The organism is Variovorax sp. Varisp85 (assembly GCF_047304045.1).
Lineage (GTDB): Bacteria > Pseudomonadota > Gammaproteobacteria > Burkholderiales > Burkholderiaceae_C > Variovorax.
This window is the reverse complement of record NZ_JBGLYN010000054.1, coordinates 1-13,976: the sequence shown is the minus strand read 5'-3', so window position 1 is coordinate 13,976 and position 13,976 is coordinate 1. Positions and strand designations below refer to the sequence as shown.

Annotated in this window: 14 protein-coding genes; 7 read left to right on the top strand and 7 right to left on the bottom strand. The window is 66.2% G+C overall.

Going from position 1 to position 13,976, the window contains the following annotated elements; all coding sequences use genetic code 11:
• Positions 1-10: 10 nt before the first annotated feature.
• Positions 11-145, bottom strand: coding sequence for a 50S ribosomal protein L34 (gene rpmH, locus ACCC97_RS20110; RefSeq protein WP_007834827.1), 135 nt, complete (start codon positions 143-145; stop codon positions 11-13).
• A gap of 307 nt (positions 146-452) precedes the next feature.
• Between rpmH and dnaA the strand changes: the two genes are divergently transcribed.
• From dnaA to gyrB, 3 genes are all read left to right on the top strand, one after another.
• On the top strand, positions 453-1,832 hold the full coding sequence (gene dnaA, locus ACCC97_RS20105; RefSeq protein WP_007834823.1) for a chromosomal replication initiator protein DnaA: 1,380 nt from the start codon (positions 453-455) through the stop codon (positions 1,830-1,832).
• A gap of 90 nt (positions 1,833-1,922) precedes the next feature.
• On the top strand, positions 1,923-3,029 hold the full coding sequence (gene dnaN / locus ACCC97_RS20100; RefSeq protein WP_413334618.1) for a DNA polymerase III subunit beta: 1,107 nt from the start codon (positions 1,923-1,925) through the stop codon (positions 3,027-3,029).
• A gap of 134 nt (positions 3,030-3,163) precedes the next feature.
• A complete protein-coding gene (gene gyrB, locus ACCC97_RS20095) occupies positions 3,164-5,785 on the top strand; it encodes a DNA topoisomerase (ATP-hydrolyzing) subunit B (protein WP_007834820.1) in 2,622 nt (873 codons plus the stop codon).
• A 78-nt stretch (positions 5,786-5,863) separates the two neighbouring features.
• Here gyrB and ACCC97_RS20090 read toward each other — a convergent pair whose 3' ends face one another.
• The gene (locus ACCC97_RS20090) at positions 5,864-6,178 is read right to left on the bottom strand and encodes a hypothetical protein (RefSeq protein WP_049965753.1); all 315 of its coding nucleotides are present in this window, start codon (positions 6,176-6,178) and stop codon (positions 5,864-5,866) included.
• 80 nt (positions 6,179-6,258) lie between these two features.
• The gene (locus tag ACCC97_RS20085; protein WP_007834816.1) at positions 6,259-6,516 is read right to left on the bottom strand and encodes a hypothetical protein; all 258 of its coding nucleotides are present in this window, start codon (positions 6,514-6,516) and stop codon (positions 6,259-6,261) included.
• Between the two features lie 310 nt (positions 6,517-6,826).
• Here ACCC97_RS20085 and ACCC97_RS20080 point away from each other — a divergent pair, with 310 nt between their 5' ends.
• The 3 genes from ACCC97_RS20080 to ACCC97_RS20070 all read left to right on the top strand — a co-directional run bounded on the left by ACCC97_RS20080 (position 6,827) and on the right by ACCC97_RS20070 (position 9,307).
• A complete protein-coding gene (locus ACCC97_RS20080; RefSeq protein WP_413334615.1) occupies positions 6,827-7,345 on the top strand; it encodes a hypothetical protein in 519 nt (172 codons plus the stop codon).
• 88 nt (positions 7,346-7,433) lie between these two features.
• Positions 7,434-7,925: a hypothetical protein gene (locus tag ACCC97_RS20075; RefSeq protein WP_413334613.1), complete on the top strand. Its 492-nt coding sequence runs from the start codon at positions 7,434-7,436 to the stop codon at positions 7,923-7,925.
• Positions 7,926-8,059: 134 nt separating this feature from the next.
• Positions 8,060-9,307 carry a metallophosphoesterase gene (locus tag ACCC97_RS20070; RefSeq protein ID WP_413334611.1) on the top strand — a complete coding sequence of 416 codons (1,248 nt, stop codon included), beginning with the start codon at positions 8,060-8,062 and terminating at the stop codon, positions 9,305-9,307.
• Positions 9,308-9,316: 9 nt separating this feature from the next.
• On the opposite strand, the gene ACCC97_RS20065 is transcribed toward ACCC97_RS20070, so the two are convergent.
• Positions 9,317-9,814, bottom strand: coding sequence for a polyhydroxyalkanoate granule-associated phasin (locus ACCC97_RS20065; protein ID WP_413334609.1), 498 nt, complete (start codon positions 9,812-9,814; stop codon positions 9,317-9,319).
• Between the two features lie 198 nt (positions 9,815-10,012).
• On the opposite strand from ACCC97_RS20065, the gene ACCC97_RS20060 reads away from it, so the two are divergent.
• Positions 10,013-10,588 (top strand): acyloxyacyl hydrolase, encoded by a 576-nt coding sequence (locus ACCC97_RS20060; RefSeq protein WP_413334607.1) that lies wholly within the window; start codon positions 10,013-10,015, stop codon positions 10,586-10,588.
• On the opposite strand, the gene ACCC97_RS20055 is transcribed toward ACCC97_RS20060, so the two are convergent.
• From ACCC97_RS20055 to ACCC97_RS20045, 3 genes are read right to left on the bottom strand one after another with little or no spacing between them, the layout of a single operon-like run.
• On the bottom strand, positions 10,585-11,541 hold the full coding sequence (locus tag ACCC97_RS20055) for a lysylphosphatidylglycerol synthase domain-containing protein (RefSeq protein ID WP_413334605.1): 957 nt from the start codon (positions 11,539-11,541) through the stop codon (positions 10,585-10,587). The two genes, ACCC97_RS20060 and ACCC97_RS20055, sit on opposite strands and share 4 nt — an antisense overlap.
• Before the next feature lie 22 nt (positions 11,542-11,563).
• A complete protein-coding gene (clsB, locus tag ACCC97_RS20050; RefSeq protein ID WP_413334603.1) occupies positions 11,564-12,838 on the bottom strand; it encodes a cardiolipin synthase ClsB in 1,275 nt (424 codons plus the stop codon).
• 20 nt (positions 12,839-12,858) lie between these two features.
• The gene (locus ACCC97_RS20045) at positions 12,859-13,653 is read right to left on the bottom strand and encodes an endonuclease/exonuclease/phosphatase family protein (RefSeq protein WP_413334601.1); all 795 of its coding nucleotides are present in this window, start codon (positions 13,651-13,653) and stop codon (positions 12,859-12,861) included.
• Positions 13,654-13,976 lie beyond the last annotated feature (323 nt).

Sequence of the window (13,976 nt, the reverse complement as noted above, 5' to 3'; positions counted from 1 at the left end):
TGGGCTGCCGTCAGACGGCCAGGCGCTTGCGGCCCTTGGCGCGGCGTGCGTTGATGACGGCGCGGCCGCCGCGGGTCTTCATGCGGACCAGGAAGCCGTGGGTACGGGCGCGGCGGACTTTGGATGCTTGATAAGTGCGTTTCATGGTGATTTCCTATTTCCCTGTTCGCGCCGGTTCTTCGCACAAAAAGCATGAAGTACCTGCGGGCCGCCGGGGGAGCGTGTTTCGGATGGTCCCCGAAAGACGCAAGAGGTTTTCAGGGAAACCCGCAATTATCGCAAACATTGGCCGCCGGAACAATCTTCGAGTGGATTTGCGGGCCTTTCGATCGGCCCGGCGGCGTGTGGATAAGGTTTTGACAAGTTAGAATGCCGGGCGCCTTCCAGCAGAGAATATCCACAATACCTATACCAAAAAATGCCCGAGGGTCTCATCACTTTTTCAAGCGCCCATGTCGACTGACGGCATCGGCGAAAGCCTCTGGCAGGCCTGCGTCGACCAACTCGCGCAGGAGCTGTCAGAGCAGCAATTCAACACCTGGATCAAGCCCCTGACTGCGCAGGTCGCCGACGACCTCTCGCGCATGACGGTGTTCGTCGCCAACCGCTTCAAGCTCGACTGGATCCGGGCTCAGTACGCCGGCAAGATCGCCGCCATGGCCGAGAAGATGTACGGCCAGCCGGTCGCCATTGAGTTAGCGCTTGCTCCTCGCGAAGCGGCCGTACGCCCTGCACCTGTGGCCGTCATGGCCGAAACCGACGTGCCGCGCGACGTGGCCGGCCCGGGCGAGGAGCCGGCCGCCGCGGGCTTCAAGAACAGGCTGAATTCCGGTCTCACCTTCGACACCCTGGTCGAGGGCACGGCCAACCGCATGGCGCGCGCCGCGGCCATGCACGTGGCCGGCATGCCGGGCCATCTTTACAACCCGCTTTTCATCTACGGCGGCGTCGGCTTGGGCAAGACCCACCTGATGCACGCTGTGGGTAACCGGCTGCTGGCCGACAAGGCGGATTCCAAAGTTCTCTACATCCATGCCGAGCAGTTCGTCTCGGATGTGGTCAAAGCCTATCAGCGCAAGACTTTCGATGAGTTCAAGGAGCGCTATCACTCGCTCGATCTGTTGCTGATCGACGATGTGCAGTTCTTCGCCAACAAGGACCGGACGCAGGAAGAATTCTTCAATGCGTTCGAGGCCCTGCTCGCCAAGAAGTCGCACATCGTGATGACCAGCGACACCTACCCGAAGGGCCTGGCCGACATCCACGAACGCCTGGTGTCGCGCTTCGATTCGGGCCTCACGGTGGCCATCGAGCCGCCCGAGCTCGAGATGCGCGTGGCCATCCTGATCAACAAGGCGCGCGCCGAATCGGCCGAAATGCCGGAAGAAGTGGCCTTCTTCGTCGCCAAGAACGTGCGCTCCAACGTGCGTGAACTCGAAGGCGCGCTGCGCAAGATCCTGGCTTACTCGCGCTTCAACCAGAAGGAGATCTCGATCGCCCTGGCGCGCGAGGCGCTGCGCGACCTGCTGTCGATCCAGAACCGTCAGATCTCGGTCGAGAATATCCAGAAGACGGTGGCCGACTACTACAAGATCAAGGTCGCCGACATGTACAGCAAGAAGCGTCCGGCCAGCATTGCGCGGCCGCGGCAGATCGCGATGTACCTGGCCAAGGAGCTCACGCAGAAAAGCCTGCCCGAAATCGGCGAGCTGTTCGGCGGGCGCGATCACACGACGGTGCTGCACGCGGTGCGCAAGATCTCGGGCGAGCGCCAGCAGCTCACCGAACTCAACCAGCAGCTTCACGTGCTCGAGCAGACGCTCAAGGGCTGACCGCCGAATGTCATCAAGAAAGCCCCTCGCGACAGCGGAGAATGGCGCCCTTACAAGCTGATTCAAAGAGATAGAGAAGAGGAAGAAGACATGATCGTTTTGAAGGCAAACCAAGACAAAGTCCTCGCCGCGCTGCAGTCGGTGGCGGGCATCGTGGAGCGGCGTCACACCTTGCCGATCCTGGCGAACGTGCTGATCCGCAAGACCGGCGGCCAGCTGCAGCTGACCACCAGCGACCTCGAAATCCAGATCCGCACCACCGCCGAGCTCGGCGGCGACGGAGGCAGCTTCACAACCACCATCGGCGCGCGCAAGCTGATCGACATCCTGCGCACCATGCCGGCCGACCAGACCGTGAGCCTCGAGTCGAGCGCCAGCAAGCTGGTGCTCAAGGGCGGCAAGAGCCGCTTCACGCTGCAGTCGCTGCCCGCCGAAGACTTCCCGCTGGTGCAGGAAGCCGCCAATTTCGGCCCTGTGTTCAGCGTGCCGCAGAAGACGCTGAAGGACCTGCTCTCGCAGGTTTCGTTCGCGATGGCCGTACACGACATCCGCTACTACCTGAACGGCATCCTGTTCGTGGCCGAAGGCAAGCAGTTGAGCCTGGTCGCCACCGATGGCCACCGCCTGGCGTTTTCCTCCGCGATGCTCGACGTCGAGGTCCCGCGCCAGGAAGTCATTCTTCCGCGCAAGACCGTGATCGAAATGCAGCGCCTGCTGTCGGACGCCGAAGGCGCCATCGAGATGCAGTTCGCGAACAACCAGGCCAAGTTCAGCTTTGGCGGCATGGAGTTCGTCACCAAGCTGGTCGAGGGCAAGTTCCCCGACTACAACCGCGTGATCCCGAAGAACCACAAGAACAGCGTCACGCTGGGCCGCGCGCCGCTGCTGGCCAGCCTGCAGCGCACCGCCATCCTGACGAGCGAGAAGTTCAAGGGCGTGCGACTGAACATCGAGCCGGGCACGCTGCGCATCGCGTCGAACAACGCCGAGCAGGAAGAAGCGCAGGACGAACTCGACATCGACTACGGCGGCGACGCCATCGAGATCGGCTTCAACGTCACCTACCTGATCGACGCGCTGTCGAACATGGACCAGGACATGGTCAAGCTGGAGCTTGCCGACTCCAACAGCTCGGCGTTACTGACCATCCCCGAGAACGCATCCTTCAAGTACGTCGTGATGCCGATGCGTATCTAGCAGACAGACCCCGAAGCGCCTTGCGCACACAGCCCGCGGCCCTCCGCGGGTTTGCGCTTTCAAGAGGCGGCGAATTGAGCTTTTGAGAGCCCGAAAAATCACGTGAATGCCGTGAGAGACAGAGGAATATCCGAATGAGTGCTGAAGAAAACAAGCCCGAAGTGCCGCACACCGAACCGGTCTACACGCCTGAAGTTCAGGTCGTGCCGCCCGAGGCCATAGCCGCCGACACCAGCTACGGCGAAGGCTCGATCACGATCCTCGAAGGGCTCGAGGCCGTGCGCAAGCGCCCCGGCATGTACATCGGCGACACCTCCGACGGCACCGGGCTGCACCACCTGGTGTTCGAAGTCGTGGACAACTCCATCGACGAGGCGCTGGCCGGCCATTGCGACGACATCGTCGTGACCATCCACTCCGACAACTCGATCTCCGTCACCGACAACGGCCGCGGCATCCCGACCGGCGTGAAGATGGACGACAAGCACGAGCCCAAGCGCTCGGCCGCCGAGATCGCGCTGACCGAACTGCACGCCGGCGGCAAGTTCAACCAGAACAGCTACAAGGTGTCGGGCGGCCTGCACGGCGTGGGCGTGAGCTGCGTGAACGCGCTGAGCGTGATGCTGCGCCTCGTGGTGCGCCGCGAAGGCAAGATCCACGAGCTCGAATTCAGCCGCGGCTTCGTGCAGGACCGCCTGCTCGAAACGGTGAACGGCGTCGAAGTCTCGCCCATGAAGATCATCGGCGACACCGACAAGCGCGGCACCGAGGTGCATTTTCTGCCCGACACCCAGATCTTCAAGGAGAACTCGGACTTCCACTACGAGATCCTCAGCAAGCGCCTGCGCGAACTGAGCTTCCTGAACAACGGCGTGCGCATCCGCCTGAAGGACGAGCGCACCGGCAAGGAAGACGACTTCTCCGGCGCCGGCGGCGTGCGCGGCTTCGTGGAGTTCATCAACAAGGGCAAGACCGTCCTGCACCCGAACTCGTTCTACGCCGAGGGAGAGCGCCCGGCCGACACCTACGGCGGCATCCCCGGCACGCACATCGGCGTCGAAGTGGCGATGCAGTGGAACAGCGGCTACAACGAGCAGGTTCTCTGCTTCACCAACAACATCCCGCAGCGTGACGGCGGCACCCACCTCACGGGCCTGCGCGCCGCGATGACCCGCGTCATCAACAAGTACATCGAAGAGAACGAGTTCGCGAAGAAGGCGAAGGTCGAAGTCACCGGCGACGACATGCGCGAAGGCCTGTGCTGCGTGCTGAGCGTGAAGGTGCCCGAGCCCAAGTTCTCCAGCCAGACCAAGGACAAGCTGGTGTCCAGCGAAGTGCGCGCGCCGGTGGAAGACATCGTCGGCAAGCTGCTGACCGACTACCTGCAGGAACGCCCGAACGACGCCAAGATCATCTGCGGCAAGATCGTCGAGGCCGCCCGCGCCCGCGAAGCCGCCCGCAAGGCCCGCGAAATGACGCGCCGCAAGGGCGTGCTCGACGGCATGGGCCTGCCCGGCAAGCTGGCCGACTGCCAGGAGAAAGATCCGGCGCTTTGCGAGGTCTACCTGGTGGAGGGCGACTCCGCCGGCGGCTCCGCCAAGCAGGGCCGCGACCGGAAGTTCCAGGCCATCCTGCCGCTGCGCGGCAAGATCCTGAACGTCGAGAAGGCGCGCTACGAGAAGCTGCTGACCAGCAACGAAATTCTCACGATGATCACCGCGCTGGGCACCGGCATCGGCCGCGCCGGCGCCACCACCGCGGGCGGCGGCGCGGACGACTTCAACGTCGCCAAGCTGCGCTACCACCGCATCATCATCATGACCGACGCCGACGTCGACGGCGCCCACATCCGCACGCTGCTGCTCACCTTCTTCTACCGGCAGATGCCGGAGCTGGTGGAGCGCGGCCACATCTACATCGCGCAGCCGCCGCTGTACAAGGTGAAGGTCGGCAAGGAAGAGCAATACCTGAAGGACGGCCCCGCGCTGGACGCCTTCCTGCTCAAGGTGGCATTGAAGGACGCGAGCCTGCAGACCGGCGGCGCGAACTCCACCACGCTCGCCGGCGATACCCTGGCCGAGCTGGCGCGCAAGCACCAGGTGGCCGAGGCCGTCATTGCGCGCCTGCGCAACTTCATGGACGCCGAGGCGCTGCGCGCGATTGCCGACGGCGTGGCGCTCGACCTCGACACCACGCCCGCCGCCGAGGCTTCGGCCGTCGCGCTGCAGGCCAAGCTGCGCGAGCTCAACACGACCGGTGTGCCGGCCGAGGTGAGCAGCGAATTCGACGCCCGCACCGACAAGCCGCTGCTGCGCATCAGCCGCCGCCACCACGGCAACATCAAGAGCAGCGTGCTCACGCAGGACTTCGTCCACGGCGCCGACTACGCAGCGCTCGCCGAAGCCGCCAACACCTTCCGCGGCCTGCTGAGTCCCGAAGGCGCGCTGGTCAAGCGCGGCGAAGGCGAACGCGCCAAGGAAGAAAAAGTCGACGACTTCCGCCAGGCCATGAAGTGGCTGATCAGCGAAGCCGAGCGCGCCACCTCGCGCCAGCGCTACAAAGGCCTGGGCGAGATGAACCCCGAGCAGCTGTGGGAAACCACCATGGACCCGACCGTGCGGCGCCTGCTCAGGGTGCAGATCGACGACGCGATCGAAGCCGACCGCGTGTTCACCATGCTCATGGGCGATGAGGTGGAGCCGCGCCGGGAGTTCATCGAGCAGAACGCGCTGCGGGCGGCGAATATCGACGTGTGATGATGGTCGTCACCCACATCCACGGCCCCGTGCCGCACCGCTGAAGAGCCTGAAAACGCCCGGTCACCCGGGCGTTTCTCATTGCAGGCGCAAGGTTGTGGCGAGCCCGCCGTTCGAGCACGGGCCGTCGGAGTATTCGGCTTCGCCGGACGGGCCGATGCACTTGGTCACCTTGACGGTGGGCGTTGCCACGCGGGGAGGCTCGACAGGGGCACCCTCCAGCGGAACGAGAGACGCGACGGGGAGGGCGGCCGGCCTCACAGGCCGCGCAGCTTCCTCGCGATCGCTCGTAACGGGCGGCTGGACGAACGCAGCCGGGATGCTCGCCTGAACCGGCGCGCGTGCCGCGCTTTCCCGTACCAGCCCCTGGAGGGTCGCATAGAACAGGAACATCGCCACGAGTGCCACCCCGAGGCACGGTGCCCAATACTGCGGCGGCCCCCAAGGCCCAAAGGACCGGCCAGGCCGTCCTCTCAGCGCCGCAGCCATGGCCAGCCCCCGGCCTGCAATGCGCCCGCCAACCGGGCGATCCCTCCGGTGCCGCTCGCCGCGCGCCCGATCAGCGCACCGCCGGCCGCACCGACGGCGATGCGCGCCAGCAACGAGCGGCTGCGGCCCGCCGCCAGCAGCAGCAAAACGCCGGCGCCCAGCACAGCGAGATGCTCACCGGGATAGTCGGCGCGCGCGGCATCCACTTTCCTGAAGTCGTCGATGGTCGATTGGAATGTCATGGCCGAAGCTCCTTGTTTGCGTTCAGCCGTTCTTAACCCGCACCGCCATGTGCGGCTGTAGGCGCGCGCCATGCCCGCCGGCGGAATCCGTCCCGAAAACGCCGCAGACCGAGGCACATCAGGGTTTCCCTCAGGCTTGTCAGTAAAAGCACCGGCAATGCACGTCACAAGGCCGTCATCAGCTATGAAAACAATAGCATTCACCTTCAATCCGAAGATCGTTCCTCGTAAACGCTATATCTAGCCCGACTCTTGCTAAGCAAAATCCCCGACGGATTTCACGTCACGCAAGATCGAGGACCACACAGCAATGAACCCTACGCGTCTCCGCCGGCCCCTGGCCGCGCTGGTATTGGGCGGTACAGCAGCATTCCTCGGGGCCGTGACTTCAGCCCACGCGTTCTCGAACCCGCCCATCCAGGTGGCGCAGGGCATCGAGTACATGTGCGGCGGCGCCGCCAAGGACGAAGCCGCGTTCATGGAAATGGTGTCGCCGCGCTGGGCCGCGACCATCGATTTCGGCGTCAGCGACGGCAAGGGGACAGGGGTGCCCGGCTTTCCCGCCAAGGCCCTTATTGAAGTACGCCAGAAATACACCGGCCAGGTCGTGATGGACGTGCAGTCGCAAGGCCCCTATATGCTGGCGCGCCTCAATCCGGGCGCCTATGACGTGAACGTGACGCTCGGCGGCCTCACGCTGACGCAGTCGCTGGTGGTGATTGCCGGCATGCCGGCGCGTGCGTCGTTCGTGTGGCCCTCGAATTTCGACATGGCCTCGATCGCGCCTTCGTTGCCACAGGCGCTGGCGCAGACGTCCACCGCCCGCTGAGCTTTTTTCCGGTCAGCCTTTCCTAAGCCGCGAACCGCACAGTGACGTCGTGGCTTCTCGCCACGACGACAAGGAAAGGATTCAGACCATGGGCACCCGTTTTCCATCATCGCGCGCGATGCGGCCGCTGGCGGCCGCCCTGTTCTGCGCCGCCGTTGTGCTCGGCGCGCTTTCGCCCGCGCAGGCGGCGGTGAACCCGCCGATCTACATGGCGCACGGTGTCGAATACATGAGCGGCGGCATCGGCAGCGACGAGGCCCGGCTGATGGAGACGGTGTCGCCGCGCTGGCCCGCCACCTTCGAATTCGCGGTCAAGGACAGCAAGGGCGCCGACTTCGCGGCCAACGTGCACGTGACGGTGCGCGACAGCAGCGGCACCGCACTGCTCGACAACGTGGTGTCGGGCGGCCCGTTCATGGTGGCGCGCCTCGATCCGGGCACCTATGAGGTCGAGGCCCGCATCGGCAGCCAGGTGCTGAAGCAGCAGCTGCACGTGCTGCAGGGCGCACCGGCCAAGGCGAGCTTCATCTGGCCGGCAGGCACCGACATGGCTTCGGCCGGCACGCGCACGGTGCAGTAACACGGCGAAAGTGGGCGCCGGCACCGCGGCGGACCGGTACCGTTCTTGTGGGTCCGGCAGAGCCATGAAGCCTGCTATCCGGGCGCATTGCGCTATAGAAAAAATAGCTATCGCCGCACTTCCCGGCGCCTTGAATGCGCGGCATGCGCCTTGCAGATGAGGTGTCCCGGGCAGTGCCCGATCCCATTGCCCCGATGCCGATCCGTCCCCTGAGCGCCCTGACCGCGCTATTGCACGTCTATATCGCGCTGCGCCTGCTGCCCGCGCTGGCCGTGCTCACGCCCGCGTGGCCGCTGGCGCTGTTCGCGCTCGCGGTGTCCGCGGTCACGATTCCGCTGCCTTTCGTGTCGCGCCGCATCGGGCGCGATGCCGCCACGGGCGATGTGCTCAAGTGGATCGGCCTGATCGGCATGGGCTGGTTCTCGTCGATGTTTGTGCTCACGCTGCTGCGCGACGCTGGCCTGCTGCTCGCCTGGCTCGCAAGCGCGTTGGGCGGTGTGCCGGTGCAGTGGAATGTGCTGCAGCCATGGAGCGCGCTGGCCGTGCTGGCGATGGCCACAGCCACGTCGGCGATCGGTTTCCTCAATGCGCGCCGCACGGCCGGCGTGAAGCGGGTGGACGTGCCCATCCGCGGCCTGCCGCAGGCACTCGAAGGCTTCACGATCGCGCAGCTCAGCGACATCCACGTGGGTCCGACGATCCGGAACGCGTACATCCAGCGCATCGTCGATGCGGTGAATCGCCTGGGCGCGGACGCCATCGCGATCACCGGCGATCTGGTCGACGGCACAGTGCCGGAACTGCGCGAGCACATCGCGCCGCTGGCCGGTCTGCGTGCGCGCCACGGCACCTTCGTGGTCACGGGCAACCACGAGTACTACGCGGGCGCGCATGCCTGGATCGACGAGCTGCGCCGGCTCGGCCTGAAGGTGCTGCTCAACGAGCACGTGGTGCTGCAGACGCGCAACGTGCGCGGCGCGCAGACCGATGAAGAGCTCTTCGAAAGCGCGCTCGTACTCGCCGGCGTGACCGACTTCACTGCCGGGCATTTCGACGCGGCGCACGCCAGCGATCCGCACCTGGCGCTGCACGATGCGCCGCCGCTGGTGCACACGCGCGTGCTGCTTGCGCACCAGCCGCGCAGCGCGCCGCTGGCTGCGGCGGCCGGCTACCAGCTGCAGCTGTCTGGCCATACGCACGGCGGCCAGTTCTTTCCCTGGAACCTGTTCGTGCCGATGCAGCAGCCTTTCACGGCCGGCCTGCACCGGCTGCAGGACATGTGGGTGTACGTGAGCCGGGGCACCGGCTACTGGGGCCCGCCGAAGCGCTTTGGCGCGCCTTCCGAAATCACGCTGCTGACGCTGGTGCCGGCGAAGTCCTGAAGAGCCTGCTCAGGATTCGAGTTCGGCCAGCCGGCGTGCGTTGGAGGTAGCCGCCGCGTGGATCGGCTCCAGGCCCTCGCGTGCGATGCGCGCCGCGATTTCCGGCAGCTGGCTCGCGGCATCGACCGTGCCTGCGGCCGATTGCACGAACGCATCGCCATGCGCGGCCGCCTGGGCCGGCGTGACGCTGCCCGCCAGCAAGAAGAAGGCCGTCGTGCCCTGGACCCATTGCTGCAGCACCCGGCTGGCGAGCGAGAAATGGCTGCTGTGCCACTGCTTCGCCATCGCGATGCCAGCCTCGTTTGCAGCCGCCAGCTTTTCCTGCCCCATGAGCTGGAATTCCGCGAGGTCGGCCGCACTGGGCGTGAGTCCGGCCTTGGCGATGCGCTCGGTGCGCATGCGGATCACGGAGCCGGACGACAGCAGCATCTCATGGGTCTTGAAGGCCAGGTCGAACCACTGCATGAGCGGATTGGCCAGGCGGGCGGCGGAGGTGAGGGAGGGCATGAGGGCAGTGCGCTGGAGGAGGTCGGACCACTATAGGCTTCGCCGGCCCGAAAATGCTGCAGTGCAACAAATCCGGCACTGCATTTTTATTGATCGGGTCCTACTTCCCGATGTGGAAATTACGTGCCGAGCGAATGCTGAACAGGGTTGAGATTGATGATGTCTTCCTGTTTCACGTCACGCGTCACGGGCCGCAGCATGAGATTTCGCGTCGCCACACCTCTTCGGGCCGCCCTGTTCGCGGCCCTTTCGGCCTTGCCGGGCGCGGCGGCCCATGCATTCGAAGACAGCGCAACGGGCATGTACGTCGAGGGAGGCCGCGCCCCGCACGGGCAAATGGGCAGCGCCGATTCGGCCACGGTGGGCATGACCTTCCCATGGTCACCGCGCCAGCCGGTGCGCGAAGGCGCACTCTCGGGCTACTGGGATGTGTACCTGAGCAACTGGCATGCGCCGGCCCTCGGCAACGGCCCGCGCAACTACGCGCAGATCGGCGCCCTCTACACCTGGCGCTACCGCTTCGACCATGGCGACTCGCCCTGGTTTGCCGAAGGCGGCGTCGGCGGCAGCGTGATGGATCACGTCTACAGGACGCCCGACCGCAGCTTCAGCACCGCCTTCCAGTTCACGGAGGTGCTGGGCCTCGGACGCAGCTTCGGCGAGCACGGCACGCATGAACTGTCGCTGCGCGTGCAGCACTTCTCGAATGGCGGCATCAAGAAGCCGAACCCGGGCGAGACCTTCGTCCGGCTGCGCTACGCCTATCGCTTCTAGCGCCCCGCCATCCCCGGCCGCTTCGCTCTCGCCTCCGTCACCAGATAGCCCAGCGCGGCCACCATCAGCGGCAGCAGGTAGTACAGGCCGCGATAAGCCAGCAGCGCGCCGAGCAGCTGGGCTTCCGGCACCTCGTGCGACAGCAGCGCCACGAACACCGCCTCGAGCACGCCGAGCCCCGCCGGCACGTGCGTGACGACCCCGGCCACCGCCGCCACCAGCAGCACCGCGAGCACCTGCGGATAGCCGACCTGACCCTGCAGCAGGAACCAGATCACGCCGCCGATCAGCGACCAGTTGGTGCACGACATGGCGAGCTGCAGCAGCGCCATGGCCAGCCCCGGGATCCTGAACGCATGGCCGCGCACGCGCCAGACGCGCCCCTTCGCCGCTGCGCACAGCACCAGGTAGGCCAGGGCCACCATCAGCAGCACCGCGCCGAGCATGCGCAGGTCCTCGTGGTCGATTTTCCAGCCGGGCGGCAACGTCATCGGCCAGAAAAGGAATGCTGCGCCGGCCACCACGAGGTAGCCGAGCCAGTTGGTCAGCATGCTGAAGCCGAGCACGCGAGTGATGGTCTCGTTCGCGAGGCCCAGGCGCGAATAGAGCCGGTAGCGGAAGGCCACGCCGCCCACCAGCGACCCGAGGTTGAGGTTGAAGGCGTAGCTGATGAAAGTCACGCCCATCACCGTGCCCGTGCCGAGCCGGTGCCGCGTCAGGTGCCGGCCCAGCAGGTCGTAGGTGCTGTAGAGCGCGAAGCTGCTTGCCGCCAGCACGCCGGCCGCAAGCAGCACGGCGGCAGGCAGCAAGCGGATCGCGTCGAACACCTCGTCCCAGTGGATGGTGCGCGCCTGCCGCACGAGCAGCCACGCGATCAGCGCGAAGAAGCCCCACGTCGCCGCGCGGCGAATCCAGGGCCACCAGCCGTGGTGGGAGAGAGCCATGGTGCTCATCGATTCGATGCGGCGCTTCCGCTCAGGCGGCTTCCGTCCGGGTGGCGCCGCCGGCCGGGTCACTGCGGCCGCTGCCGCGCCGGCTCGCGAGGTCGGTGGCTTCGGCCGGCGTCAGGCGCGGCGCGTGTCGCGGCAGGCGGCCCAGCAGGGCCGGGTACCAGCGCAGGATGTGGAAGACGAAGAAGCTGCGCACCAGCCGCCAGCCGCTCCATTCGCTGGCGAGATCGGCCGCCTCCACCTGTTTGCAGCTGTGCTGCATCAGCCGGTCCATGCGCTCCCACAGCACCTGGTTGAAGGCCGCGTCGCGCACGATCACGTTGGCCTCGAGGTTCAGCGACAGGCTCAGCGGGTCGAGGTTGCTCGACCCCACGGTGCTCCACCTGTCGTCCATGAGCGCGACCTTGCCATGCAGCGGACGGTCGCAGTATTCGTAGATGCGCACGCCGGCATGCAGCAGGTGGTGGTAGAGCATGCTCGCGGCAGTCTTGACGATCGGCATGTCGGGCTCGCCCTGCAGGACGAGCCGCACGTCCACGCCGCGCCGCGCCGCGCGCCGCAATTCCTTGATGAGCAGGTAGCCCGGAAAGAAATACGCATTGGCGATCACGATGCGCCTGCGCGCCGCGCGGATGGCCGCACGGTACTGCCGCTCGATGTCGTTGGTGTGGCGCCGGTTGTCGCGCGTGACGAACATCGCATCGGCCTCGCCGGCGCGGACCTGGTTCACGGGCGGCGCCAACTTCAGCCGGCGGCGGAACCAGCTCGCGCCCTTGCCGCCGAGCGCGATGGCGCGCAGCACGAACTGGTGGATCTCTCCCACGATCGGGCCCGCGAGTTCCACCGCATAGTCCTGCTTGGCCTTGGGTCCGAAATCGAGCAGGTGGTCCGCCGAATAGTTGATGCCGCCGACGAAGGCGCGCTCGCCGTCGACCACCACGATCTTGCGGTGCATGCGGCGGAACACGTTCAGCCGCTGGCCCATGAAGCGCTGACCCGGATCGAACACCCGCACCTTCACGCCGGCCAATGTCAGGCCCTCGATGAACTCGCGCGAGAGATCCGGCGAACCGAAGCCGTCGATCATCAGGTCGATCTTCACGCCACGCTGCGCCGCCTCGCGCATGGCGGCGTGCAGCTGCAGGCCGACCTTGTCCTCGAACAGGATGAAGGTCTCGGCGATCACCTCGCGCCGTGCCTTGCGGATGGCGTCGAACACGCGCGGGAAGAACTGCTCGCCGTTCTCCAGCAACTCGATGCGGTTGCCGCCGGTCCAGTGGTTGTTGTTCCCGCTGCTCATGGCTCGCGCGCTCACTGCGCTCACAGGTCGATATCCGCCACCAGCGGGGCGTGGTCCGACAGGTGCGACCACGGCCGGCGCGGCAGCACCACGGGCGCGTGCGCGCCGGCATTGCGCACGTAGATGCGGTCCAGCGGCAGCACGGGGAAGCGGGCGGGAAAGGTCCTGGCCGCGCGGCCGTTGGCATGCACGAACACTTCGCGCAGAGCGGCGCCTTTTTCCAGGATCTCGTGCGCGCGGCCGCGCCAGTCGTTGAAGTCGCCCGCCACGATCAGCGGCGCGTCGGCCGGCACCTCGTCGCGCACGATGTGGCAGAGCAGCTCGAGCTGCTGCTGCCGGTGCGCCTCGGCCAGCCCGAGGTGGGCGCAGACCGCGTGCACGTCGACGACACGGCCCGGCAGCCGCAGCACGCAATGCAGCAGCCCGCGCTTCTCGGGACCGCTCACGGACACGTCGTGGTTGCGGAAATGCACGATCGGGAATTTCGAGAGCAGCGCATTGCCGTGGTGGCCTTTCGGATACACCGCATTGCGCCCGTAGGCGAACTGCGGCCACATGGTGTCGGCCAGGAATTCGTAGTGCGGCGCTTCGGGCCAGTTGCTCACCCTGCGCGAATGGCGCGAATGGGTGCCGAGCACTTCCTGCAGGAACACCACGTCGGCGCCCACGGTGCGCACCGCGTCGCGCAGCTCCGGCAGGATGAACCTGCGGTTGAGCGCGGTGAAGCCCTTGTGGGTGTTCACCGTCATGACCTTGAGCGAGGTCGGCGAGGCCTGCGCGGACGCCGCGGCGTCTGGAATGGGAGAGGAGGACATCGTTGTGCAAGTTGTACGTTGCCGCGCCCCTCCTGACTGTAGGAACTCGCCACCTCCTTCCGCCCCCTTTCACGCGTGGGCGGCCGGCTCCTACAGGCAGGCCTGCCGCACCCCCACACGGTGGGAATTTCGCTGCCTCTACGGTGATTTTCGAGGGCTCGGAAAGCAGCCCGCGTTTCATCCTCGACACCGACACAAAGCCACAAGGAGCACATCGATGAAGCAAATCACTTTTCACGCCACGGTTCTCGCCGCGTTGCTGGGCATGGCCGGCATCGCGTCGGCACAGGCCACGTCCATTCCCGCCCACCGACGGGGCGGGC

What these genes read in the sequence shown, in the direction of transcription:
- gyrB (WP_007834820.1), top strand. Translation starts at nt 3,164, where the DNA reads ATGAGTGCTGAAGAAAACAAGCCCGAAGTGCCGCACACCGAACCGGTC.
- ACCC97_RS20045 (WP_413334601.1), bottom strand. Translation starts at nt 13,653, where the DNA reads ATGTCCTCCTCTCCCATTCCAGACGCCGCGGCGTCCGCGCAGGCCTCG.
- ACCC97_RS20055 (WP_413334605.1), bottom strand. Translation starts at nt 11,541, where the DNA reads ATGAGCACCATGGCTCTCTCCCACCACGGCTGGTGGCCCTGGATTCGC.
- ACCC97_RS20075 (WP_413334613.1), top strand. Translation starts at nt 7,434, where the DNA reads ATGGGCACCCGTTTTCCATCATCGCGCGCGATGCGGCCGCTGGCGGCC.
- clsB (WP_413334603.1), bottom strand. Translation starts at nt 12,838, where the DNA reads ATGAGCAGCGGGAACAACAACCACTGGACCGGCGGCAACCGCATCGAG.
- ACCC97_RS20070 (WP_413334611.1), top strand. Translation starts at nt 8,060, where the DNA reads ATGCGCGGCATGCGCCTTGCAGATGAGGTGTCCCGGGCAGTGCCCGAT.
- rpmH (WP_007834827.1), bottom strand. Translation starts at nt 145, where the DNA reads ATGAAACGCACTTATCAAGCATCCAAAGTCCGCCGCGCCCGTACCCAC.
- dnaA (WP_007834823.1), top strand. Translation starts at nt 453, where the DNA reads ATGTCGACTGACGGCATCGGCGAAAGCCTCTGGCAGGCCTGCGTCGAC.
- ACCC97_RS20065 (WP_413334609.1), bottom strand. Translation starts at nt 9,814, where the DNA reads ATGCCCTCCCTCACCTCCGCCGCCCGCCTGGCCAATCCGCTCATGCAG.
- ACCC97_RS20080 (WP_413334615.1), top strand. Translation starts at nt 6,827, where the DNA reads ATGAACCCTACGCGTCTCCGCCGGCCCCTGGCCGCGCTGGTATTGGGC.
- ACCC97_RS20085 (WP_007834816.1), bottom strand. Translation starts at nt 6,516, where the DNA reads ATGACATTCCAATCGACCATCGACGACTTCAGGAAAGTGGATGCCGCG.
- ACCC97_RS20090 (WP_049965753.1), bottom strand. Translation starts at nt 6,178, where the DNA reads ATGTTCCTGTTCTATGCGACCCTCCAGGGGCTGGTACGGGAAAGCGCG.
- ACCC97_RS20060 (WP_413334607.1), top strand. Translation starts at nt 10,013, where the DNA reads ATGAGATTTCGCGTCGCCACACCTCTTCGGGCCGCCCTGTTCGCGGCC.
- dnaN (WP_413334618.1), top strand. Translation starts at nt 1,923, where the DNA reads ATGATCGTTTTGAAGGCAAACCAAGACAAAGTCCTCGCCGCGCTGCAG.